This is a genomic window from Arthrobacter sp. Y3221048 (assembly GCF_059092685.1).
In genome coordinates this window covers 163,005-186,891 of the sequence record NZ_JBNHHX010000003.1, presented here as the reverse complement: position 1 = coordinate 186,891, position 23,887 = coordinate 163,005, and the positions used below count along the sequence as shown (strand labels likewise).

The following is a 23,887-nucleotide window of genomic DNA, read 5'->3' as shown; positions in this document are numbered from 1 at the left end:
CTCGGCGTTCCCTGGCGAATCCCGACCCTTCTGCGCCGGTAGACTGAGAAGGAAAAGCATTCCACCCGCGTAGGAGACTCATGTCTGAGATCAATCGTGCGGCGGTGGCGCATTTGGCGCGGCTGGCCCACATTGAGATGACCGCCGAAGAACTGGACAAGATGGCCGGCGAACTCGACGTCATTGTCGATTCGATCAAGTCCGTCCAGGAAGTTGCCAGCCCCGATGTTCCGGCGACCTCGCACCCGATCCCGCTGAACAATGTGTTCCGCGAGGACGTAGTGGGCGAGACGCTGAGCCAGGAACTTGCCCTGGCGAACGCACCGGACCAGGCCGACGGCCGGTTCAAAGTTCCGGCGATCCTGGACGAGGAGTAAGACGCAGCCATGAGCGAACTGATTACCCATAGCGCGGCCAAAATGGCCGAGATGCTGGCCGCCTCGGAGGTGTCCTCGGTCGAGGTTACCCAGGCGCATTTGGACCGCATCGCCGAGGTCGACGGCGACCTCAACGCGTTCCTGCACGTGAATACTGACGAGGCGCTCGCGGTGGCGGCGGACGTGGACAAAGCCCGTGCCGCCGGCGAAGAGCTGCATGCGCTGGCGGGCGTACCGATTGCGATCAAGGACCTGATCGTCACCGTGGGCCAGCCCACCACCGCCGGCTCGAAGATCCTCGAGGGCTGGATGAGCCCGTACGACGCCACCGTGATCAAGAAAATCCGGGCGGCCCGCATGCCGATGCTGGGCAAGACCAACCTGGACGAATTCGCCATGGGTTCCTCCAGCGAGCACTCCGCCTACGGTCCCACCCGCAACCCGTGGGACCTGGACCGGATCCCCGGTGGCTCCGGCGGCGGCTCTGCGGCTGCCGTGTCCGCTTTCGAGGCACCGCTGGCGCTGGGCACCGACACCGGCGGTTCCATCCGCCAGCCGGCTGCAGTGACCGGTTCGGTGGGCGTTAAGCCGACCTATGGCGGAGTTTCCCGCTACGGCGCGATTGCGATGGCGTCTTCGTTGGACCAGATCGGTCCGGTGACGCGCACGGTGCTGGACGCCGCGCTGCTGCACGAGGTCATCGGCGGACACGACCCGGCCGACTCCACCTCGCTGACCGACCCGGTGGGTGCGCTGGTCGAGGCCGCCCGGAACGGCGACGTGCGGGGCATGCGCATCGGCGTGATCAAGGAACTGCAGGGCGAAGGCTACGCGGCCGGCGTGCAGGCCCGTTTCGACGAGGCCCTGGAACTGCTGCGCGGGGCCGGTGCCGAGGTGCTGGAGGTCTCCTGCCCGAACTTCAAGTACGCGCTGGGCGCCTACTACCTGATCATGCCCTCGGAGGTTTCCTCCAACCTGGCCAAGTTCGACGGCGTCCGCTACGGGCATCGCGTGCTGCCGGCCGAGGGCCCGATGACGATCGAACGCGTGATGGGTGCGACACGTGCCGCCGGCTTCGGCGACGAGGTCAAGCGCCGCATCATCCTGGGCACCTACGCCCTGTCCGCAGGCTACTACGACGCCTACTACGGTTCGGCGCAGAAGGTCCGCACGCTGGTTCAGCGCGACTTTGCCGCTGCGTTTGAAACCGTCGACGTGCTGGTCTCTCCCACGGCGCCGACGGCCGCGTTCAAGCTGGGCGAGAAGCTGGACGACCCGATGGCCATGTACCTCAACGACGTGGCCACCATTCCGGCGAACCTTGCCGGAGTGCCCGGCATCTCGGTGCCGGGCGGCTTGGCCGACGGACTGCCGGTGGGTATCCAGTTCCTGGCCCCCGCCCGTGAAGATGCCCGCTTGTACCGCGCCGGCGCCGGTCTTGAAAACCTGCTGGAAGCCCAGTGGGGCGGCCCGCTGCTGGCCCAGGCTCCTGTCCTCGGAGGTGTGAAGTAAATGACTGCAACACAAGAGTTGGTCTCCTTCGAAGAGGCGATGGCGAAGTACGACCCGGTCCTCGGGTTTGAGGTCCACGTCGAGCTGAACACGAAGACCAAAATGTTCTCCGCCGCTCCGAACGCGTTCGGCGATGTGCCGAATACCAACGTGTCGCCGGTGGACCTGGGCCTGCCCGGCGTCCTGCCGGTGGTCAACAAGTCAGCGGTGGAGTACTCGATCATGATTGGGCTCGCGCTCAACTGCAAGATCGCCGAATCCTGCTTCTTCGCCCGGAAGAATTACTTCTACCCGGACAACCCGAAGAATTTCCAGACCTCCCAGTACGAAGACCCGATCTGCTACGACGGCTACCTGGACATCGAGCTGGAAGACGGCGAAGTGTTCCGTGTGGAGATCGAACGCGCGCACATGGAGGAGGACGCGGGCAAGCTCACCCACATGGGAGGCGCCACCGGCCGGATTCAAGGCGCCGAGTACTCGCTGGTGGACTACAACCGCGCCGGCGTTCCGCTCGTGGAGATCGTCACCAAGCCGATTGTCGGAGCCGGCTCCCGTGCTCCGGAACTGGCCCGTGCCTACGTGGCCGCCGTCCGCGAGATCGTCAAGAACCTGGGCGTCTCCGACGCACGGATGGAACGCGGCAACGTCCGCTGCGACGCGAACGTGTCCCTGATGCCCAAGGGCGCGGAGCAGTTCGGCACCCGGTCCGAGACCAAGAACGTGAACTCGCTGCGTGCGGTGGAACGTGCCGTCCGCTTCGAGATCCAGCGCCACGCCGGGGTCCTGGACGCCGGCCAGAAAGTGGTCCAGGAGACCCGCCATTGGCACGAGGACACCCGCTCCACGACCGCGGGCCGGCCCAAGTCCGACGCCGATGACTACCGCTACTTCCCGGAACCGGACCTGGTCCCCGTGGTCACCACCGAAGAGTGGATCGAAGAACTGCGTGCCCGGCTGCCCGAGCCGCTGGCCGAGCGGCACAAGCGGTTGAAAACCGAATGGGGCTATTCCGACGCCGAATTCCGCGACGTGGTCAACGCCGGCGTGATGGAGTCGATCGAGGAAACCATTGCCGCCGGTGCCTCCGCTGCTGTGGCCCGCAAGTGGTGGATGGGCGAAATCTCCCGCCGCGCCAAGGAGGCCGAAATCGAACCTTCGGAGCTGGGCGTGACCCCGCTGACCGTGGTCGAGCTGGACCGCCTGGTGCAGGCCGGCAAGATCAACGACAAGCTGGCCCGCCAGGTGCTCGACGGCGTGCTCGCCGGTGAGGGCACACCCGAGGAGGTCGTGGAGAAGCGCGGCCTGGCAGTGGTGTCGGACGATTCGGCCCTGCTGGAAGCAATCGACGCTGCGCTGGCGGCCCAGCCTGACGTGGCCGAGAAGATCCGCGGCGGCAAGGTCCAGGCCGCCGGCGCCATCGTGGGCGGGGTCATGAAGTCCACCCGCGGGCAGGCCGACGCCGGTCGGGTCCGCGAACTGATCTTTGAACGTCTCGGCGTTCAGGGTTAGCCGGTGGAGCAGACGATGAATGGCAACGCGTGGCGCCGCACCCGCGCCGACATCGGCCCGGTTTCGCGGCGCGCGGCCGGCCCGAGTGCGCGCGCGTCCACCGGCACCGACATCGGGCCGGTTCCGCTGGCCTAGCGGCCCCGGGGCCGACAGCCCGCTTGTAGCCGACGCCCCTGCCGTTACCGGTGGGGGCGTTGTCGCCACCGGAGCCGCATGGCAGGATGGCGGGATGCCGGCCGAGGTCTCGATCACCGAACCCTTGGTGCGCCGCCTGCTGGCCGGCCAGTTCCCGGCCTTGGCCCGCCTTCCGTTAAGGCGGGCCGCCAACGGCTGGGACAACGTCCTCTTCCGCCTCGGCAGCGGGCTCGCGGTCCGGCTTCCCCAGCATGCGGCGGGAAACCGCCTCTTGCTCAACGAAATCCGCTGGCTGCCGCTCCTTGCAACAGGCCTGCCCCTGCCAGTCCCCGCGGTGGTCCACCACGGCCGGCCCACGGACCACTTCCCGTTCCACTGGTCGATCGTTCCGTGGTTTGAGGGCCGGAGCGCTGCGGCCCTGCCGCCCGAAGCCCGGGACCGCTACGCGCCCGTGCTGGCCGGTTTCCTGCGGGCGCTGCAGGTTCCGGCGCCCGCGGAAGCCCCGCACAACCCGATTCGCGGAGTGCCGTTGGCGGCATGCGCCGCCGCCTTCCACGAACGACTCGCCCGCTGGGACGACGCCCGCGCCGGCCTCGCGGTCGGCTGCCTGCCCGACGCCTCCCGATTGCAGGAGGTATGGGATGCGGCGCTGGCTGCACCGGACTATTCGGGACCGCGGCTGTGGCTACACGGCGACCCGCATCCGCACAACGTTATTGTCGACGAAGCCGGGACACTGACGGCCATCGCCGACTTCGGCGATGTGTCGCAGGGCGATCCCGCCAGCGACCTCGCCGTGGCGTGGCTGCACTTCAGTCCCGCCGGCCGCGCAGAGTTCCGGTCCGGGCTGGTCTGCGACGCCGGCACCTGGGACCGGGCCAAAGGGTGGGCTGTCGGGTACGGATTGATGATGGCGCTGCGGCCGCCGGCGGACCCGCTGCACCCCGTCGGCTGCCATGCGCTGGAGCAGGTAGTCATCGGCTGAGCAGGGCGTGTCCGTTGGCCCGCGGCGCCCGCAGATGATCTGATGGAAGTCCCGCCCCCACAACAGACAGACCCGACAGGCGAACGCCTTCGCCGCCGGCGGGGCCATGCCCGCCGATTGTAGGAAGTACGGAAACAGATGGCTTCGATGCCCGCTGCCGAAATCGCCATCACCAACGACCTGGTGCAGCGGTTGCTCTCGGACCAGTTCCCGGACCTCGCCCGGCTGCCCCTGGTGCGGGTGGCCAACGGGTGGGACAACGTGACCTTCAAGCTCGGGTCCGATCTTGCCATCCGGCTGCCGCGGCGCGGCGCGGCCGCCGATCTGGTGCTGCACGAACAACGATGGCTGCCGTCCCTGGCCCCTGAGCTGCCCGTCGCCGTGCCTGCCCCGACGCGCTGCGGCAGCCCGACGTCGTACTATCCGTGGTCCTGGTCCGTGGTGCCGTGGCTGGAGGGCCGGGCTGCCTGGCGCCTCCGCCCGGAGGAACGGCGTTCGCTGGCCCGGGGGTTGGCGGCGTTCGTGGCCGCGCTGCACCTGGCGGCCCCGTCCGGGGCCCCGGTAAACCCGGTGCGCGGAGTGCCGCTGGCCTCCCGCAACGCGGCCGTGCAGCAGCGCCTGGCTTCGGGGGCCATTCCGGAGGCAGAGCGTGTCACGGCGCTGTGGCGCCAGCTGTCCGCCGCGCCCGCGTGGGAGGGACCGGCGCTGTGGCTGCACGGCGACCTCCACCCGGGAAACCTGGTGGTGGACGGCAACCGGTTGGCGGCCGTCATCGACTTCGGAGACATCACCGCTGGCGATCCGGCGACCGACCTGGCCGCCGCCTGGCTGGTGTTCGACGCCCCGGGGCGTCGGGAGTTTATCGCGGCCGTCGAAGCGCGCACCGACGTTTCCCCGGAGACCTGGCAGCGCGGCCACGGCTGGGCCTTGAACATCGCGACGGTGCTGCTGACCTCCTCCAACGACAACCGGTTGTTGCGCGGCGTGGGGGAGCGGGCGCTGGCCGAAGTCCTGTCCGAGAGCTAGCCGCCGCGCCGGAGCCGCAGTAGCATGACCGGATTGCTCAACAGAATTGCGTCCACGTAAGGAGTGGCGATGCCCGGTTCTACAGGCCTGCAACTGCATGCAACGGTTCTGGGGGCACCGAATCCGTTGGCCTTGGCGGAGTTCTACGGTCGGCTGCTGGGCTGGGGCATCCGCACCAACGAGCCCGACTGGGTAACACTGGCCAATCCGGACGGTGGGCCGGGGCTGTCCTTCCAACTGGAGGAGGACTACCGCCGGCCGGTCTGGCCGGAAGAACCCGGCGAACAGCAGATGCTGATGCACCTGGACATCTTGGTAGACAACCTGGCCGCCGCCTGCCTTCACGCCGAAGCGGCCGGAGCCGAACTGGCCGGATTCCAGCCGCAGGACGACGTCCGGGTGTACTTCGACCCGGCGGGGCATCCGTTCTGCCTCTTCGAACACTAGGCGCGCGGACAGTTACGGTTTTCCGCCCCTGCCCCGGTTTGGGCCCCCGCTCCACCTGACAAGCGGAGCAGGAGCCCAACATGGAGCGCAGCCCCGGCCACCGCTCCGGCTCGGAGCCACGCCTCAGGCCGGCTGTGCCGTGCCGTCGAACAGCCGGGAGCGGATCAGGAAGCGTTTGCCCTCCGGCGCCTCCACCGAGAACCCGCTGCCGCGCCCCTCCACCACGTCCACGGTCAGATGCGTGTGTTTCCAGTACGCGAACTGCTCCCGCGACATCCAGAAGTCCAGGCTCCCGCGGTCGGGAAGGTCGAACGTGCCCAGCAGCACGTCCGCATCGCCGGTGAGGAATTCACCGGCCGGATAGCACATGGGGGAAGAACCGTCGCAGCAGCCGCCGGACTGATGGAACATCAGCGGCCCGTGGATCTCCCACAGTTTTTGCAGCAGCCCGACGGCCGGTCCGGTGAGCGCCACCCGGGAAAAGTCCTCCCCGGGCAGCGCCACCGCGGCCTCGAGCGCCGCCTCGTGTTTCACAGCGGCCGGGGTGGGTGCACCCTGCCCCTGCGGTGAAGCAGACGCCATGACGTGACCTGTCTTTAGAAGAAGCCGAGCTTGTTTTCGTTGTAGCTGACCAGCAGGTTCTTGGTCTGCTGGTAGTGGTCCAGCATCATCGCGTGGTTTTCCCGGCCGATGCCCGAGGACTTGTAGCCGCCGAACGCCGCTCCCGCCGGGTAGGCGTGGTAGTTGTTCACCCACACCCGGCCGGCCTGGATTTCGCGCCCTGCCCGGTAGGCCACGTTTCCGTTGCGGCTCCACACTCCGGCCCCCAGCCCGTAGAGCGTGTCGTTCGCAATCTCCAGGGCTTCCTGATAATTCCCGAACCGGGTAACCGAGACAACCGGTCCGAAGATCTCTTCCTGGAAGATCCGCATGCTGTTGTCGCCCTCGAAGATGGTGGGCTTCACGTAGTAGCCGTCGGCGAGGTCACCGTCCAGGATGTTCCGGCCGCCGCCGGTCAGGATTTTCGCGCCCTCCTGCTGGCCGATGTCCATGTAGGACAGGATCTTCTCCAGCTGGTCGTTGGAGGCCTGGGCGCCGAGCTGGGTGTCCGTGTCCAGCGGGTTGCCCTGGATGATCGCCTCGGTCCGCGCCAGTGCGTCGGCCATGAACGAGTCGTAGATCGGCTCCTGCACCAGAGCCCTCGACGGGCAGGTGCAGACTTCGCCCTGGTTGAACGCGAATAGGGTAAAGCCCTCCAGCGCCTTGTCGTAGAACGCGTCCTTTTCGGCGGCCACATCGGAGAAGAAGATGTTCGGGCTCTTTCCGCCCAACTCCAGCGTGACCGGAATCAGGTTCTGCGAGGCGTACTGGCTGATCAGCCGGCCGGTGGTGGTCTCGCCGGTGAACGCGATCTTGCGGATCCGCGGACTGGAGGCCAGCGGCTTGCCGGCTTCCACGCCGAAACCGTTGACCACGTTGACCACGCCCGCCGGCAGGATGTCCGCGATCAGCTCCATCAGCACCAGGATGGACGCCGGTGTCTGCTCCGCAGGCTTAAGAACGACGGCGTTGCCCGCCGCCAGCGCAGGCGCCAGCTTCCAGGTGGCCATCAGGATGGGGAAGTTCCAGGGGATGATCTGCCCGACCACGCCCAGCGGCTCGTGGTAATGGTAGGCGGTGGTGTCGTCGTCCAGCTGGGACAGCCTGCCCTCCTGCGCCCGGACGGCCGAGGCGAAGTAGCGGAAGTGGTCAGCGGCCAGCGGGATGTCGGCGGCCAGGGTCTCGCGGACCGCCTTGCCGTTGTCCCAGGTCTCGGCCACGGCCAGCAGTTCCAGGTTCTCCTCGATCCGGTCTGCGATCCGGTTCAGCACTGCGGCCCGGTCCGCCACCGAGGTCTTGCCCCACGACGGTGCCGCCTTGTGGGCGGCATCCAAGGCGAGTTCGATGTCCTCGGCGGTACCGCGTGCTACTTCGCAGAACGGTTTGCCGGTCACGGGGGAGGGGTTCTCGAAATATTGGTTCTTCACCGGGGCGACCCATTCGCCGCCGATCCAGTTCTCGTAGCGCGGCTTGAAGCGCACTGGTGATCCCTCGGTTCCGGGCTGGGCGTAAACAGTCATGGTCGACTCCTTTGGCTTCGGTGTCCGGACCCCCACGGTCCGGCAGACGGCACTGTCTGTGTCCCCAGAGCCTACGGAGGGCAACGTTGCAATCAGGTTGCAGCGTGCGTCCTTGCGGCCGGCACCGCCGCGGGACCCATCCGGAGGGGCCGCCAGTCTCCGGTTCCAGCTGCCCTGGCACCGTTTTCGAAGGAACCGTCAATCCCCGGTTTCCAACTGTTCCAGCACCGCGACGACCCCGGCCCGCTTCGGTGAGCGCGGCGGCAGGAGGCGTAGCGCCGCGCGCCAGGCCTCGGCGTCGTACTTTGCTTCAGAAAGTTGCAGGTACCGCACCACTTCTTCCGGCGAGGCGCTGCTAAGCACAGCCTCACGCAGGGTGGCACTGACGTGCCGGCGAAAAACGACGATGCCGGGCGCCTCCGACCGTGGAACGACCTGCCCCCGGTACACGTCAAGCGCCTGCCGGTGTGCCCCGCGGGCGAGGCATCGGAGGACTTGCCGCGCATCGACCGTCACTTCCTGGGGGAGGCGGTAGGGCCGGGATGCGGGGACGGCGGCAGGGCTGATACCGGCCAGCAGTTTGCGCAGCCGCACCATCTCGGCCCGCAAGGTGGCGCCTTGGGCCTGCGGGTTGAGCTGGTCCGCCAGTTCCTCGGCAGTCAGGCCGGCAGGGTGCAGGGCCAGCAGGGTGAGGATCTCCGTGTGGCGCTGCGACAACTCGATCCGCTGGCCGGCAAGTTCCAACAGTCCCTGGTCCCGGCCCGTGATGTGGAGTCTGGCCTTGGCATGGGGGCCGGGTTCGCTGTCCGGACGAGCCGGCGTACCGCGGCGCTGTGTGGTCGGGCCGGCGGGCACCGTGCGGGTGCGTGTCCTCGGGGTGTGCCGGGCGGCGGTTTGGAGGCGCAGAATGCGCAGTTCCGCCTCGGCCGCCGCTACCGCCGCCCGGACCAAGGACAGCGTGTGGGGAGCGGCCGCTTCCTCCCCGCCGGTCAGATCCACGACGCCGAGAACAGCACCGGTATCCGGGTCGCTGATGGGGACGGCAGTGCAGCTCCACGAGTGGACCGCCCGGCTGAAGTGCTCGGCACCGGCGATTTGGACCCCGCGGCCCAACGCCAGCGCCGTGCCGGGCGCGCTGGTGCCCACGGTTGCTTCCGACCAATCGGTGCCGGGCATGAACATCATGTTCTCGGCGCGGTCTTTCAAACGGACATCTCCGTCCACCCAGAGCAGCCGCCCGTGCTGGTCGCCCACGGCCACCAGCATTCCCGCGTCGTGGCTGGGCTCCACCAGCAGTCGGCCGAAGACCGGCATGATGGCGGCCAAGGAATGGTTCCGCCGGAACACGTCCAGCGCGTCGGCGGCCATGACCAGTGGAGCCAGCGCACGATCCGGATCCGCCGCGTGTTGCAAGGACCGCTGCCAGGAGTCGCGCACCACTGCGCGCAGCCCCCTGATGCTCCCGGTCCCACCGGACAGTCGACTCGGATCAAGTCGTTCGTGCGCGGCGTAGGCCTGGTCCTGCACGGACCGGGACGCTGGCTGGGCTGGGTGCGGCACTGGAGAACCCCTTTGTACCGGATCGCAGCCACGGACCTGTGGCCGGGGTCACAGTCTAGCCTGCGTTTCCGCGGCCTTTCCACCGGCTTCCACGGCACGCGGTTCCCGGGCGGGTTGACTGCTCCCATGGGTCCGGCCGGCCTGGTGCTCGGAGGGCTCAGGCGGCCACCAGGCGCAAGGGCAGCGAGGAGTAGCCCTTCAGCGTGTTGTGCAGGTACGGGACCGGCGCGCCGGTGGGCTCAATCCGCTCCACATTCCGTGCCAGCCAGGTCAGGACAACATGCATTTCCAGCCGGGTGATCGGCTGGCCGACGCAGCGGTGGATGCCGTTGCCGAAGGCGATCATGCTGGCTGCGTCGCGTTCAATCCGGAAGACGTCCGCATCGGGCCCGAACTGGGCTTCGTCCCGGTTGGCCGACCCGAGGAACAAGGCGAGCTTGCTGCCGGCCGTCAGGCTGACGCCGGAAATTTCCGTGTCTGCCGACGTGGTCCGGTAGAACGACTGGAACGGGCTCTCGAAGCGCAGCACCTCGTTGATGGCCAGCGAAACCATCTGCGGGTTCTTCCGCAGGATGCGCCACTGCTCCGGATGTTCGGCAAATAGCTTGAGGGCGTTCCCAATGCCGATCACCGTGGTGTCCAGGCCGGCCGACAGCAGCGCGCGTACCACCAGCGGGGCCATGTCCTCCGGCAGTTCACCACGGTCGACGTACTGCCACAGCTGTTCACCCATCCCGCCGGGACTGAGGTTTTCCCGCCGCGTCCGGTCCATCACCCACTCCGGCGTCCCGGCACCTTGTTCAAAGTAGAAGCGGTGGCGTTCGTTTTCGGGGCCGAAGTGGCTGAAGTTCATCGCCCCATGCGTCAGCAGGTTCTCCTCGCGCCCGTCACGGGGAATGCCGACGGCGTCGCCAAACGCCCGGAGGGGGAACACTTCGGCCAGATCCTTGACGCCGTCGATGGAACCGCGCTCGAGCAGTTCGGGCAGCAGCTGGTCGGCGAAGGCCTCGAATCCTGCCCGCAGGGCGCGGGTCCCCTTGGGCGAGATGACCCCGGCCATGGCGTCCCGCATCACGGTGTGCCGCGGCGGATCCGACTCGAGGATGCCCTGCGGCCGCCAGTTCGGTTCCTTCAGCAGGTCCTTCGGGCCCACACCCGCTCCCGAAATGAACGTTTCATGGTCCGCCAGGATGTCCCGGCACTCGCGGTACCGGGCGAAGGCCGGCACCTGGTACTTTTCCAGCCAAACGGCCGGCCCGGCTGCGCGCATGCGGTCGAACAGCCCGTACGGATCGGCCAGCACCGCATCCGAATACGGGTCATCGGCGATTACCGGGATGCTGTGATGGGTCATGGTTGCCACGCGTTGGCCTCGCTTGTGTAGTAGGGAAGAAGTGCTTGCGAGCAAAGCTACCGTGCCCGGGACCCGACGGATACTGTGACGCGCTCCACTTCACCAGAACAGTTACGTAGAGTTGGCCTAGTGATCCGGGCCACAGCCCGGGCGGCCGGGCGCGCCGGCCGCTTTAGCGAAAGGACACCGCGTGAAGGCGCTCTACAAGTCCGGCCCACAGGCCGGCTTCGAGCTGGTCGACCGGCCGGAACCGGAACCCGGCGCCGGCGAGGTCAAGATCAAGGTCCACACCACGGGCATCTGCGGCACCGACCTGCATATCCAGGCCTGGGACGACTGGGCGGCGGGTGCGGTCCGGGCGCCGCTGATCCCCGGCCACGAGTTCTACGGCGAGGTCGTGGCCGCCGGAAGTGCCGTGCAGGACGTGCAGATCGGCGACCGGGTCTCGGGGGAGGGCCACATCGTCTGCGGGACCTGCCGGAACTGCCGCGCCGGCCGGCGGCAGATGTGCATCCGCACGGTCAGCGTCGGCGTGCAGCGGGACGGTGCCTTCGCCGAGTTCGTGGTGATTCCCGAAACCAATGTGTGGGTGCACACCGACCCGGCCGTCACGCCCGAACTGGGCGCGGTCTTCGATCCGTTCGGCAACGCCGTGCACACGGCGCTGAGCTTTCCGCTGGTCGGCGAAGACGTCCTGATCACCGGCGCCGGGCCCATCGGGCTGATGGCCATAGCGGTGGTCCGCCACGCCGGTGCCCGCAAGATCGCCGTCACCGACGTGTCGGCCGAGCGGTTGGAGCTGGCCAAACAGATGGGCGCCGACATGGTGGTGGACGTCAGCCACGCCCGGGTGGCGGACGCGCAACGGCAGCTCGAACTGGTCGAAGGCTTTGACATCGGGCTGGAGATGTCCGGCCGCGGCTCGGCCCTGCGCGCCATGATCGACAACATGACCCACGGCGGCCGGATTGCGCTGCTGGGGCTGCCGGCCGAAGACATCACCATCGACTGGACCAAGGTGGTCACCCACATGCTCACGCTCAAGGGCATCTACGGGCGCGAGATGTTCGAAACCTGGTACGCGATGAGCGCCATGCTCTCCTCCAGCCCGGCCCTGCACGCGGCGATTTCCTCCGTGATCACCGATGTGCTGCCGGCCGCCGAATGGGAGCGCGGGTTCGAGACGGCCCGGCGGGGGACAAGCGGCAAAGTGGTCCTGGACTGGACCCGGATTTAGGAAGGGAAGCATGTACGGAACGCTCAAGGACCAGCTGGCCTCGGAGCTGGAGGAGATCCGCGCCGCCGGACTGTTCAAGGCCGAACGGCGCATCACCACCCCGCAGTCCAGCCACATCTCCGCCGGCCCGGATGGATCAACCCGCGAGGTGCTGAACTTCTGCGCGAACAACTACTTGGGGTTGGCCGACCATCCGGACATCATCGCCGCCGCGAAGGCTGCCATGGACGAACGCGGATTCGGCATGGCCAGCGTGCGCTTTATCTGCGGCACGCAGGACCTCCACCTGCAGCTGGAGCGGGAAGTATCGCGCTTCCTGGGCACCGAGGACACCATCCTGTTCTCGTCCTGTTTCGACGCCAACGGCGGGGTCTTCGAATCGTTGTTCGGGCCCGAGGACGCCATCATCTCGGACGCGCTGAATCATGCCTCGATCATCGACGGCATCCGGCTGTCCAAGGCCGGGCGGTTCCGCTACGCCAATCGGGACATGGCCGAACTTCAGGAGCGGCTGCAACAGGCTGCGGCCATGAACGACGGCGCCGGCGCCCGGCGGACCGTCATCGTTACCGACGGCGTGTTCTCCATGGACGGTTACCTGGCCCCGCTGGAACGGATCTGCGAACTGGCCGAAGAATACGGCGCGCTGGTGATGGTCGACGACTCGCACGCCGTCGGCTTCATGGGGGCCAACGGTGCCGGCACCCCGGAGCATGCCGGGGTGGCTGACAGGGTGGACATCTACACCGGCACCTTCGGCAAGGCGCTGGGCGGTGCCTCCGGCGGTTACGTGTCCGGCCGCCGCGAAATCGTTACCGTGCTGCGGCAAAAGGCCCGGCCCTATCTGTTCTCCAACTCGGTCGCGCCGGCCATCGTGGCCGCCACCTTGAAGGCGCTGGAGCTGGTGGGCGGTTCGGCCGACCTTCGGTCCAGGCTGCAGGACAACACGGCGTTGTTCCGCCGGCGGATGGCCGAGGAAGGGTTCGACGTGCTGGAAGGCGGGCATCCGATCGTCCCGGTGATGTTCCACGACGCGGTCCTCGCCGGGCATGTGGCCGAGGCCATGCTCGCCCACGGCGTGTACGTCACCGCCTTCAGCTATCCGGTGGTGCCCAAGGGCGCAGCGCGTATCCGCGTGCAGCTCTCGGCCGCCCACAGCGCCGACGACGTCGAGGCCTGCGTCGCGGCGTTCGTCGCCTCCCGGCATGCGGTCCAGCAGGCCTGACTCCGCGCGGCGCGATGTGGCCCGCGCGGACGCTGCAGGCCACTGGACCCGCGCGGCGACGCGACCGCTGTTGACCGGCCCGGCCCGCGGACCCGGCTACTCGGCCCAGCCGGCGGTGGTTTCCGCTTCGAAGGCGCGGTAGAAGCGCAGGCCGAGTTCGCGGGCGCCGGCGGCACTGTAATGGATCTGGCCGGCGTCCTGGCTGGCGCCGGACGGGCCCTCGACGAACGCCGTCTGCAACCGCTGCGCCGCCACGGAGCGGTGGGCGGCCTCGATGCCGCGTCGCCGCGGGTCGTCGGGCAGCCATTCGGGCACCATGCCGCCGATCAGGAACGGCACCGGCCCCAGCTCGTCGCGGACCAGATCGATAATCTGCAGCAACTTGCGGCGGTACCAGGCCTCCGAGGCACCCAGCACCGCGTCGGACTCGCCCTGGTGCCACAAGACCGCCACCAGACGGTTGCGCGGATTCAACGAGAGCGCCTGCCGGGCGGCATCCAGCGCGCGGCGGCACAGGTTCGTTCGGGCAGCTGTGTTGTCCGGATCCCAGGAGTAATCGGCGTTGCCGGTGATCGAGGTCCCGCCCAGGGCCGCGGGCACCAACAGCACCTTGCGCCCGGCCGGTTGCGCCAGCCACAGCTGCCGCGCGAATTCGAGACCCGGGCCCACCGCGGGCCGTCCGTCCACCCACACACTGGAGACATGGCAGAGCGGTTCGCTGGCCATGATGACGTGGCCGGCGAACCGGCCGGACCCCGCCAGCTGGTCGATGCCGTCCAGCTCCACATCGATGGCGGGGTCGAAGGGGAGGCCGCAGCCCTGCATGTTCGACTGGCCCAGCAGCAGGACGATGTCATAACCGGCCTGCCGGGGATCGACGCGACCGTTGGGAGCGGTCTGCGCGGCGGCTGCGGCTGCCGGGGCGAGGATCCGGAGCAGCGCCCGGTGGGTGGCCGACGCCGGGTCCGCCACCAACCGCGCAATCTGTTCGTCATCCGCCGGGGAATCCGGCCGGGCCGCGGCAGCTCCTGCCGTGCCCAGGGCGCCGGCACCGATGCCGGCCGCCAGCACGGGAACCGTCCGCTGCAGCAGCTTGCGCCGGCTCGGCTGTCCCTCGGGTGTGTTGGCGACCATGCAGCGGGTCCTTCTGGTGCCGGCCCCCAAAGTTGCTGCGCCGCGTCCGGTCCGGCCTGCCGGACGCGACGGTTGTCCGGCACCAGTCTATGCCGAACGCATCAGTTCAGTGCTGTGCCTGCTGCCTTTTCGACGGCGTCCACCAGCACGCCACTGTCCACCAACAGGCGGACTGCCTCGATCTCCGGGGAGAGATAACGGTCGGTGTCCGGGCCGGCGACCGTTTTGCGGATTTCCCGGCGCACCGCCGTGACGGCCGGGGCGCTGCGGGAGGTCTCCACGCCGCCGTCACGCATGTCCAGGGCGCGGGCACTCGTGAGCAGTTCGATGGCCAGCACCCGGGTCAGCCCGTCCAGGGCGCGGCGCAGCTTCAGCCCCGCGGACCACCCCATGGAGACATGGTCTTCCTGCATGGCGGAGGACGGGATGGAATCCACCGACGCCGGGTTGGCCAGGCGCTTGAGCTCGCTGACAATGCCCGCCTGGGTGTACTGGGCGATCATGTGCCCGGAGTCCACCCCCGGATCATCGGCCAGGAACGCGTTCAGGCCATGGTTGCGGGCGGTGTCCAGGAACCGGTCGGTGCGGCGTTCGCTCATCGAGGCCAGGTCCGCCACGGCGATGGCCAGGAAATCCAGCGCGTAGCCCACCGGGGCGCCGTGGAAGTTGCCGTTGGACTCCACCCGGCCGTCGGGGGTGACCACGGGATTGTCGACGGCGGAAGCCAGTTCGTAGCCGGCCACCGATTCCACGTGGGCCAGCGTGGCGCGCGCCGCGCCGTGCACCTGGGGCGCGCAGCGCAGGGAGTACGCATCCTGAACCCGGGTGAACCGGTGCTGGGCATCGGCTCCTGCGGACTTTTGCTCTTCGATCAGGACGGAACCGGACAGGATGGTGCGCATGTTGGCCGCGGCGGCGATTTGGCCGGGGTGCGGCCGGAGCGCGTGCAGGTCCTCGGCCAGCACCGAGTCGGTGCCGAGCAGGCCTTCGATGCTCATGGCGGCCGCGAGGTCGGCCGTTTTCAGCAGCCGGTGCAGGTCGGCCGACGCCATGATCAGCATGCCCAGCATGCCGTCGGTGCCGTTGATCAGCGCCAGGCCTTCCTTCTCCCGCAGTTCCACCGGCTCGAGGCCCGCGGCCGCGAGGGCCTCGGCGGCCGCCACCAGTTCACCGTCCCTGGTGCGGACCTGGCCTTCACCCATGAGGGCGAGCGCGCAGTGGGCCAGCGGCGCGAGGTCCCCGGAGCAGCCCAGGGAGCCGTATTCGCCGACCACCGGGGTGATGCCGGCGTTGAGGATGCCCGCGTAGGCCTGCGCCACCAGCGGGCGGACGCCGGTGCGGCCCGTGGCCATCGTGGCGAGCCGGTTAAGCATCAGCCCGCGCACCACCTCCCGGTCCACCTCGGTGCCGGAGGAGGCCGCGTGGCTGCGGATCAGGCTGCGCTGCAGCTGGGTGCGCAGCTGGACCGGGATCTGCTTGGTGGCCAGGGCACCGAATCCGGTGCTCACCCCGTAGTGCGGCACGTCGTCGTCCACCAAGGCCTCGATCACCTTGCGTGATTCGGCCATGGCCTGCAGCGACTCCTCGCTGAGTTCGACGGCGGCGCCGTGGCGGGCGACGGCGACGACCTCGGCGGGGGAGAGCGGTCCGACGGAGACGGAGACGGGGGTGGTCTGGAGCTGGGACATGGTGCCTTTCGAAAGTAGTGGGAGTGCGTGGCGGGGGCGGGGATCAGTCCGCGATCAGTGCATCATAGTCGGGCTCGTTCTCCAGCACGCCGTACTTGGTGGCCGCCGACCCCAGCTTCTGCAGGCCCTCCATGTTGACCTCCGGATACCAGCGGGACATCACTACCGTTTCGGCCAACTCGGGCGTGACCTTGGCATAATCCTGGATGATCGCGCGCACCTCGTCGTCGTTCTCGGAGGCGAACTGGAAAGACTTCTCCAGCGCCCGGCGGAAGCGCTCCACGAGCTCGGGGTCCTCCTGCAGGGTTTGCTCGGAGGCGAAGTAGAAGGCGGAATCGAAGTTGTCGGTGAGGTCGGTCATCGGGCTGGCCACGATCTTTCCGCCGGCGTCCAGGATTTGGGTGCGGAACGGCTCCGTGGTCCAGGCGGCGTCGACGTCGCCGCGCTCCAGCGCCGCGGGCATGTTGGGGTACGGCATTTCGACGAAGTCGACGGCGTCCGGGTCGCCGCCGGCCTGCTCCACGGAGTTCCGGATGGTGACGTCGGCGAAGTTGTTCAGCGCGTTGACGGCCACCGTCTTGCCCACCAGGTCGGCGGCGCTCTCGATGCCGCTGTCCGGCATGGCCGCCACCTCGGTGACGTCTTCGCCGGGGACATTGGTGGAGCTCGAGCCGTTGGAGACCACCGTGATCGGCAGCCCCTTGTCCCGCGCGATCAGCAGCGAGACAACGTTGGAGTAGCCGAACTGGTATTCGCCGGTCATGACCGCCGGTACGATGGCCGCGCCGCCTTGTGCCAGCTGGACGGACAACTGGATGCCTTCGTCCTCGAAGTACCCCTCCTGCATGCCCAGATAGACCGGGGCCACGTCCGTGATCGGGATCAGGCCAAGATTCACCTGGTCCAGGCTGGCGTCCGCCGGCGCTCCCGCGGTTTCCGTTCCGCCGCCGGTTGACGACGGGCTGCCGGAGCCGCAGCCCGTCAGCATGAGCGCGCCGGCCAGCGCCGCTGCCGAGGCGGTGGCAAGCAGGGAGCGGCGGGCCGTGGGGGCCACGAACAACTGTGGGCGCATCAGGATCTCCTTGTTCTGCCGGTACGCGGCATACCTGTTTCGAGCAATAAAACGACCGGGCTGATACCCGAAGCTACCCATCCAGCGATGCCCCGGTCAAGGGTTTTCGGTAAAATTCTTGCCGCCCAATGAAATTGATGTTTTACTGACTGCAATATTGCACAGTCAACGGAGGTCAGGCATGGCGACCACAGCGGATCCCACGACCAGGGCGGCGGACCGCACCCTGGCGCTGCTGCGCATCGTCTGCGAGAACGACGGCGTCAAGCTCGCCGATGCGGCCAAGGCGGTGGGCCTGTCGGCATCGACCGCGCTGCGCCTGCTGCGCACGCTGGAAGCCAACGGGTTCGCCGCCAAACGGGACAACGCGCTCTACCGGCCCGGCTTCCGGATGGTGCAGTTGGGCGTGCAGGCCCTCAGCCACGAGTCGCTGGTCGATGCGGGCCGGGACGTCCTGCGCACGTTGGTCGACCAGACGGGGGAATCGGCGTACCTCAGCGTGACCGCCGGCAACGACCACGGGCTGTACATATCCATCGAAGAGGGCACCCACACCGTGCGCCACGTGAATTGGGTGGGCAGGACCTTCCCGATCGAGGGCAGCGCGGCCGGGGCGGCGCTCAGCGGGCAGGTGGACCGGGGCGGGTTCACCGTCCAGGCGGACAGCGTGGAGGCCGACGTTACCGCGGTCGCGGCTCCGGTCATCGCCGGGGACAAAGTCATCGCCGCGCTGAGCATCGTCGCGCCCAGCTACCGCACCACCGCCGAAGCGGCCGAGAAATTCGGGCTGCTGCTGGCCGAACAGGCGGGCACGCTCTTCACCGCGCCGGAATTGGCGGCGGCACACAGGACCGAAGAACAAGATCAGGCACGTACTTCCACGCCGGAAAGGGCATAACAATGACGTTCACCCAGCACGATCCTTCCCGCAGCATTCGGGCCCCCAGGGGCACCGAACTGACCGCCAAGAGCTGGCAGACCGAGGCCCCGCTTCGGATGCTCATGAACAACCTGGATCCGGAAGTGGCGGAGCGTCCCGAGGACCTGGTGGTCTACGGCGGCACCGGCCGCGCGGCACGCTCCTGGGAAGCCTACGACGCGATCGTCAAGACGCTGGCGGAACTCGAGGACGACGAGACGCTGCTGGTCCAGTCCGGCAAGCCCGTGGGCGTGCTGCGGACGAATCCCTGGGCGCCGCGCGTGCTCATCGCCAACTCGAACCTGGTGGGCGACTGGGCCAACTGGCCGGAATTCCGCCGCCTGGAGGCCGAAGGGCTGATGATGTACGGCCAGATGACGGCCGGGTCCTGGATCTACATCGGCACCCAGGGAATTCTGCAGGGCACGTTCGAGACCTTCGCCGCCGTCGGGGCCAAGCTGCACGAGGCCGGCAGGACCGCCGCGCCCTCCCTGGCCGGAACGGTGACGCTGACCGGTGGCTGCGGCGGCATGGGCGGGGCCCAGCCGCTGGCGGTCACGCTCAACGACGGCGCCTGCCTGATCGTTGACGTGGACGAGGCCAGGCTGCGCCGCCGGGTGGGCAAGCGCTACCTGGACGAGGTGGAGACCGACCTGGACACCGCCGTCGCGAAGGTCATGCAGGCCAAGGAAGAAGGCCGCGGCTGGTCGGTGGGCTACGTGGGCAATGCCGCGGAGGTGTTCCCGGAGATCCTGCGCCGGCATCGGGCCGGCGAGATCACCGTGGACGTGGTCACCGACCAGACCTCCGCGCACGACCCGCTGTCTTACCTGCCGGAAGGCATTTCCGTGGCGGACTGGCAGCGCGAGGCCCAGGCCGATCCGGACGGCTTCACCAAGAAGGCGCAGGCCTCGATGGCCCGGCACGTGCAGGCCATGGTGGAGTTCCAGGACGCCGGCGCCGAGGTGTTCGACTACGGCAACTCGATCCGCGACGAGGCACGCAAGGGCGGCTACGAGCGCGCGTTCGAGTTCCCGGGCTTCGTCCCGGCCTACATCCGGCCGCTGTTCTGCGAGGGACTGGGCCCGTTCCGCTGGGTGGCGCTCTCCGGCGACCCGCAGGACATCGCCGTGACCGACGCCGCGCTGAAGGAACTGTTTCCGGAGAACGAGCACTTGCACCGGTGGCTGGACGCCGCCGCCGAGCGGGTGGAGTTCGAGGGGCTGCCGGCGCGGATTTGCTGGCTCGGCTACGGCGAGCGGCACCAGGCCGGGCTGCTCTTCAACCGGCTGGTGGCCGAGGGCAAGGTCTCGGCGCCGATCGTGATCGGCCGCGACCACCTGGACTCCGGCTCCGTCGCCTCCCCGTACCGGGAGACCGAGGCGATGGCGGACGGCTCGGACGCCATCGCGGACTGGCCGCTGCTGAACGCCCTGACCGCCGCGAGCTCGGGGGCCACCTGGGTGTCCATTCACCACGGCGGCGGCGTCGGCATCGGCCGTTCCATCCACGCCGGCCAGGTGTCCGTGGCGGACGGCACCGAGCTGGCCGCGCAGAAGCTGGAGCGGCTGCTGACCAACGACCCCGGCATGGGAGTGATCCGGCACGTGGACGCCGGCTACGACCGCGCCGTCGAAGTCGCGGCCGAACGGGGCGTCCACATCCCGATGAGCAAATAGGCGGCCGGCAGATGCAAACTGTCACCTCGCTGCTGGAATCCATTGCCGACGTCGGCCGCGACGCACAGCGCGGCGGATATTCGCGGCCGGTCTACTCCACCGCGGAACTGGGCCTGCGGGAGTGGTTCATCGACCAGGCCCAACGCCGCGGCATGGGCGTGGAGACGGACCGCAACGGCATCATCTGGGCATGGTGGGGCGAGCCGCAGCCCGGCGCCCTGGTCACCGGCAGCCATCTGGATTCGGTTCCCGGCGGCGGCGCCTTCGACGGGCCGCTGGGCGTCGCGTCCGCGCTCGCCGCCGTCGACGTCCTCATGGAGCGAGGCATCCAGCCGAACAGGCCGCTGGCCGTCACCGTCTTCCCCGAAGAAGAAGGCTCGCGGTTCGGTGTGGCGTGCCTGGGCTCGCGGCTGCTGGCCGGTGCGATCGATCCGGACAAGGCCCGGAACCTTCGCGACGAGAGCGGCAACACCTTCGCCGACATAGCCCGGGCCAACGGGCTGGATCCCGCGCACCTCGGGCGCGACGACGAGGCGTTGGCGCGGATCGGTGACTTCGTCGAGCTGCACGTGGAGCAGGGCCGCGGCCTGGGCGAGGACGGTCCGGCCATCGCCGTCGGCAGTTCCATCCTGGGCCACGGGCGGTGGCGCATCAGTGTCGCCGGCCAAGGCAACCACGCCGGCACCACCCTGATGGCCGACCGCGCCGACCCGATGGTTGCCGCCGCGCAGATCATCCTGGCCGTGCAGCAGGCCGCCGCCAGGCAGCCCGACGCCCGCGCCACCGTCGGGCGAATCCAGCCGGTGCCCGGGGGCACCAACGTGATCGCCTCGCGCGTGGATCTGTGGCTGGACGCCCGCCACCCGGACGACGCCGTCACCGCGCAGCTTGTCGAAACGATTCACGGGAAGGCCCAGAAGATCGCCGCGTTCGAGGGCTGCTCCGTGTCGCTGACGGAAGAGTCCTACAGCGGAACCGTGCACTTCGACTCCGCGCTGCAGCGCCAACTGGAAAACGCCCTGCCCGGCGCGCCGGTGCTGGCCACCGGCGCAGGACACGACGCCGGAGTACTGGCCTCGCGGGTGCCGTCCGGCATGTTGTTCGTGAAAAACCCGTCCGGCATCTCCCACTCCCCGGAAGAATACGTGGAGCCCTGGGACGCGGACGCCGGCGCGGAAGCCTTGGCGGATGTGCTCGAGGCCCTGCTGTGAGCAGTATCTGGTGCGAACGCGCCTGGCTGGGCCCGGACGGCGTGTCGGACGGAATCCTGGTTGAATGCGACGCCGGCGGAACCGTGACGCGGGTGGCTGCGGCGCCCCGGCCCGATCCGGCCGACGGTGCGCTGGTGCTCGACGGCGTGGTCTTTCCCGCCGCCGCCAACGCGCACTCGCACGCGTTCCACCGGGTGCTGCGGGGCCGCACGCACACCGGCGGGGGCGACTTCTGGACCTGGCGGGAGCAGATGTACCGCGCGGCCGGGGCGCTGACGCCGGAGAACTACGAGCGCCTGGCCACGGCCGTGTTCGCGGAGATGGTCGCCGCCGGCTTCAGCAGCGTGGCGGAGTTCCACTACGTCCACCACCGCCCGGACGGAACCCCGTACGGAGTCACATCGCCGGACCACGGGAGCGGCGCAGGACACCTTCCCGCCGGCGACGACCCCAACAGCGCCGGGTATGGCGGGCACGCGATGGAACTGGCGCTGTGCCGGGCCGCCGAGGCGGCCGGCATCCGGTTGACGCTGCTGGACACCTGCTACCTGTCCGGGGGCATCGGGACCCCGCTGGCCCCGGAGCAGCAGCGCTTCGGCGACCGCGACGTGCAGGCCTGGCTCGCCCGGCTGGACTCGCTGCGCCGCGTCGTTGCGGCGCGGTTCAACCCGGCCCGCATCACGGTCGGCGCCGCCCTGCACTCGGTCCGCGGCGTGCCCGAGTCGGCGCTGCCGTTCATCGCCGAGCACCTGCCCGCGGGGTTGCCGCTGCACATCCACCTCTCCGAGCAGCCGGCCGAGAACGAGGCCTGCCTGGCCGCCTACGGCGTGACACCGGCCGGCCTGCTGGCCCGGCACGGGTTGCTGTCGCCGCGCCTGAGCGCCGTCCACGCCACCCACCTGACCGCCGAAGACATCGCGCTGCTCGGGGAGGCCGGTGCCACGGTGGTGATGTGCCCGACGACGGAAGCGGACCTGGCCGACGGAATCGGGCCGGCCCGGGAGCTGGCAGACGCCGGCGCCCGGATCGCCGTTGGCACGGACCAGCACGCCGTCATCGATCCGTGGCTGGAGATGCGGGCGCTGGAACACGGCGAACGGCTGGCCAGCGGCCAGCGCGGCCGGTTTGCGCCGGCCGAGCTGCTGGAGTCGGCGTCCGCCGGAGCCGCGGCCGCGATGGGCACCCCGGTGGCCGGCATCGCCGTCGGAATGGCCTGCGACCTGGTGGCCGTGAACCCCGGCACTGTCCGCACGGTAGGCTCAGAGCCCGGGCAATTGCCGCTGAGCGCCAGCGCAGCGGACGTTTCCGCCGTCGTCGTTGCCGGTGACTTGCTGGCCGTCAACGGCCGCCACCGGCGCCTGGGTTGGCCGGCCGAGCTGCTGGCCGACGCCCTGAAGGAGTTTGAATGAGCACTGTCGTCACCAACATCGGCGAACTGCACACGCAGGACCCGGCCCGCGGCGCGGACTCTGTGCTGCACGATGCCGCGGTGATCATCGAGGAGGAGCGCATCGCGTGGCTCGGCCCCTCGGCCCAGGCACCCGATGCCGACGAGCAGTTCGACGCCGGCGGCCGGGCCGTGCTGCCGGGCTGGGTGGATTCGCACACTCACCTGGTCTTTGCCGGAGACCGCACCGCCGAGTTCGAAGCCCGGATGGCGGGCCAGTCCTACCAGGCCGGCGGGATCGCCGTCACCACCGGCGCAACCCGCGAAGCCAGCGACTACGATCTCACCCGCCTGCTGCTGGCCCGGGTGGCGGAGGCGGCTGCCGGCGGCACCACCTACCTGGAGACCAAGACCGGCTATGGCCTGGACGTGGAGCAGGAGGCCCGCAGCGCCCGCATCGCGTCCACCGTGGCGGATGAAGTCACGTATCTCGGGGCGCACCTGGTGCCGGACGGCATGGGCGCCGACGAATACACCGACCTGGTCTGCGGGGACATGCTCGCAGCCGTCAGGCCCTACGTGCAGTGGGCCGACGTGTTCTGCGAACGCGGCGCCTTCACCGAGGCCCAGTCGCGCCGGGTGCTGGCTGCCTGCCGCGACGCCGGCCTGGGCCTGCGCGTGCACGGCAACCAGCTGGGCGAAGGTCCCGGCGTGCGGCTCGCCGTGGAATTCGGGGCGGCCAGCGTGGACCACGTGAACTACCTGTCCGACGACGACGTCGCCGCGCTCGCCGGCACCTGGGCGGGCTGGGACCGGGCCAGCGGCACGGGGGAGCGCGGCACGGTGGCCACCTGCCTGCCGGCCTGCGACCTGTCCACCCGGCAGCCACTGGCGCCCGGCCGGCAACTGCTCGATGCCGGCGTGGAAATTGCCCTGGCGTCCAACTGCAACCCGGGAACCTCATTCACGAGCTCCATGAACTTCTGCGTCACCACCGCCGTCCTGCAGATGGGACTCAGCGTCCACGAGGCGGTCCGGGCCGCCACCTACGGCGGGGCGCTGGCGCTCGGGCGGCACACCGGTGTGGACGCGGAAGGCCAGCGTGCCGTGGGCTCCCTCGCCGTCGGGCATCGCGCCGACCTGCACCTGCTCAACGCCCCGTCGGCCACCCACCTCGCCTACCGCCCGGGCATGCCCCTGACGGCCGCCGTCTGGCGGGCGGGTGTGCGCTCGGCCGTGGGCGCCTAGGGGCGCGTGGCCCGCCGGCTCCTGAAGGCCGGGAGACCCCCGGGCTCCCGAAGGCCGGG

Annotated in this window: 21 protein-coding genes; 14 read left to right on the top strand and 7 right to left on the bottom strand. The window is 69.2% G+C overall.

Translation table 11 applies throughout. The features are described 5' to 3' along the window. Nucleotides 1-80 precede the first annotated feature (80 nt). The 7 genes from gatC to AC5RVS_RS09780 all read left to right on the top strand — a co-directional run bounded on the left by gatC (nt 81) and on the right by AC5RVS_RS09780 (nt 5,994). Nucleotides 81-377 (top strand): Asp-tRNA(Asn)/Glu-tRNA(Gln) amidotransferase subunit GatC, encoded by a 297-nt coding sequence (gatC, locus tag AC5RVS_RS09810; protein ID WP_493977642.1) that lies wholly within the window; start codon nt 81-83, stop codon nt 375-377. A 9-nt stretch (nt 378-386) separates the two neighbouring features. After that, on the top strand, nt 387-1,889 hold the full coding sequence (gatA, locus tag AC5RVS_RS09805; RefSeq protein WP_493988064.1) for an Asp-tRNA(Asn)/Glu-tRNA(Gln) amidotransferase subunit GatA: 1,503 nt from the start codon (nt 387-389) through the stop codon (nt 1,887-1,889). After that, entirely contained in the window at nt 1,890-3,401 is a 1,512-nt protein-coding gene (gene gatB / locus AC5RVS_RS09800) for an Asp-tRNA(Asn)/Glu-tRNA(Gln) amidotransferase subunit GatB (RefSeq protein WP_494107985.1), read from the top strand. A 3-nt stretch (nt 3,402-3,404) separates the two neighbouring features. Continuing rightward, nucleotides 3,405-3,536, top strand: coding sequence for a hypothetical protein (locus AC5RVS_RS09795; RefSeq protein ID WP_493988066.1), 132 nt, complete (start codon nt 3,405-3,407; stop codon nt 3,534-3,536). Between the two features lie 94 nt (nt 3,537-3,630). After that, nucleotides 3,631-4,521, top strand: a complete 891-nt coding sequence (locus AC5RVS_RS09790) for an aminoglycoside phosphotransferase family protein (RefSeq protein ID WP_494107984.1) — start codon at nt 3,631-3,633, stop codon at nt 4,519-4,521. Nucleotides 4,522-4,659: 138 nt separating this feature from the next. Next, complete coding sequence (locus AC5RVS_RS09785; protein ID WP_494107983.1) at nt 4,660-5,547, top strand: aminoglycoside phosphotransferase family protein; 888 nt, start codon at nt 4,660-4,662, stop codon at nt 5,545-5,547. Between the two features lie 69 nt (nt 5,548-5,616). Further along, entirely contained in the window at nt 5,617-5,994 is a 378-nt protein-coding gene (locus tag AC5RVS_RS09780) for a VOC family protein (protein WP_493988069.1), read from the top strand. A 123-nt stretch (nt 5,995-6,117) separates the two neighbouring features. Here AC5RVS_RS09780 and AC5RVS_RS09775 read toward each other — a convergent pair whose 3' ends face one another. The 4 genes from AC5RVS_RS09775 to AC5RVS_RS09760 all read right to left on the bottom strand — a co-directional run bounded on the left by AC5RVS_RS09775 (nt 6,118) and on the right by AC5RVS_RS09760 (nt 11,028). Beyond that, complete coding sequence (locus tag AC5RVS_RS09775) at nt 6,118-6,576, bottom strand: DUF779 domain-containing protein (protein WP_494107982.1); 459 nt, start codon at nt 6,574-6,576, stop codon at nt 6,118-6,120. A 14-nt stretch (nt 6,577-6,590) separates the two neighbouring features. After that, nucleotides 6,591-8,114, bottom strand: coding sequence for an acetaldehyde dehydrogenase ExaC (gene exaC, locus AC5RVS_RS09770; protein WP_494107981.1), 1,524 nt, complete (start codon nt 8,112-8,114; stop codon nt 6,591-6,593). Between the two features lie 198 nt (nt 8,115-8,312). Next, nucleotides 8,313-9,674 carry a GAF domain-containing protein gene (locus AC5RVS_RS09765; RefSeq protein WP_494107980.1) on the bottom strand — a complete coding sequence of 454 codons (1,362 nt, stop codon included), beginning with the start codon at nt 9,672-9,674 and terminating at the stop codon, nt 8,313-8,315. A 157-nt stretch (nt 9,675-9,831) separates the two neighbouring features. After that, nucleotides 9,832-11,028 (bottom strand): cytochrome P450, encoded by a 1,197-nt coding sequence (locus tag AC5RVS_RS09760; RefSeq protein WP_494108383.1) that lies wholly within the window; start codon nt 11,026-11,028, stop codon nt 9,832-9,834. Between the two features lie 190 nt (nt 11,029-11,218). Between AC5RVS_RS09760 and tdh the strand changes: the two genes are divergently transcribed. After that, nucleotides 11,219-12,265, top strand: a complete 1,047-nt coding sequence (gene tdh / locus AC5RVS_RS09755; RefSeq protein ID WP_494107979.1) for an L-threonine 3-dehydrogenase — start codon at nt 11,219-11,221, stop codon at nt 12,263-12,265. 10 nt (nt 12,266-12,275) lie between these two features. Next, nucleotides 12,276-13,490 (top strand): glycine C-acetyltransferase, encoded by a 1,215-nt coding sequence (locus AC5RVS_RS09750; RefSeq protein WP_494107978.1) that lies wholly within the window; start codon nt 12,276-12,278, stop codon nt 13,488-13,490. Nucleotides 13,491-13,586: 96 nt separating this feature from the next. On the opposite strand, the gene AC5RVS_RS09745 is transcribed toward AC5RVS_RS09750, so the two are convergent. From AC5RVS_RS09745 to AC5RVS_RS09735, 3 genes are all read right to left on the bottom strand, one after another. Beyond that, nucleotides 13,587-14,624: a sialate O-acetylesterase gene (locus AC5RVS_RS09745; RefSeq protein ID WP_494107977.1), complete on the bottom strand. Its 1,038-nt coding sequence runs from the start codon at nt 14,622-14,624 to the stop codon at nt 13,587-13,589. A 101-nt stretch (nt 14,625-14,725) separates the two neighbouring features. Continuing rightward, a complete protein-coding gene (gene hutH / locus AC5RVS_RS09740; RefSeq protein ID WP_494107976.1) occupies nt 14,726-16,312 on the bottom strand; it encodes a histidine ammonia-lyase in 1,587 nt (528 codons plus the stop codon). Nucleotides 16,313-16,355: 43 nt separating this feature from the next. After that, nucleotides 16,356-17,384: an ABC transporter substrate-binding protein gene (locus AC5RVS_RS09735; protein WP_493988077.1), complete on the bottom strand. Its 1,029-nt coding sequence runs from the start codon at nt 17,382-17,384 to the stop codon at nt 16,356-16,358. Between the two features lie 181 nt (nt 17,385-17,565). On the opposite strand from AC5RVS_RS09735, the gene AC5RVS_RS09730 reads away from it, so the two are divergent. Genes AC5RVS_RS09730 through hutI form a run of 5 tightly spaced genes read left to right on the top strand, consistent with a single transcriptional unit; the run spans nt 17,566 to nt 23,828 of the window. Then, nucleotides 17,566-18,282 carry an IclR family transcriptional regulator gene (locus AC5RVS_RS09730; RefSeq protein ID WP_493988078.1) on the top strand — a complete coding sequence of 239 codons (717 nt, stop codon included), beginning with the start codon at nt 17,566-17,568 and terminating at the stop codon, nt 18,280-18,282. A gap of 2 nt (nt 18,283-18,284) precedes the next feature. Beyond that, nucleotides 18,285-19,982, top strand: a complete 1,698-nt coding sequence (gene hutU / locus AC5RVS_RS09725; RefSeq protein WP_494107975.1) for a urocanate hydratase — start codon at nt 18,285-18,287, stop codon at nt 19,980-19,982. Nucleotides 19,983-19,993: 11 nt separating this feature from the next. After that, nucleotides 19,994-21,193: an allantoate amidohydrolase gene (locus AC5RVS_RS09720; RefSeq protein WP_493988080.1), complete on the top strand. Its 1,200-nt coding sequence runs from the start codon at nt 19,994-19,996 to the stop codon at nt 21,191-21,193. Further along, on the top strand, nt 21,190-22,602 hold the full coding sequence (locus tag AC5RVS_RS09715) for an amidohydrolase family protein (RefSeq protein ID WP_494107974.1): 1,413 nt from the start codon (nt 21,190-21,192) through the stop codon (nt 22,600-22,602). The genes AC5RVS_RS09720 and AC5RVS_RS09715 overlap by 4 nt, the downstream gene beginning before the upstream one ends. Further along, nucleotides 22,599-23,828, top strand: coding sequence for an imidazolonepropionase (hutI, locus tag AC5RVS_RS09710; protein WP_494107973.1), 1,230 nt, complete (start codon nt 22,599-22,601; stop codon nt 23,826-23,828). The genes AC5RVS_RS09715 and hutI overlap by 4 nt, the downstream gene beginning before the upstream one ends. Nucleotides 23,829-23,887 lie beyond the last annotated feature (59 nt).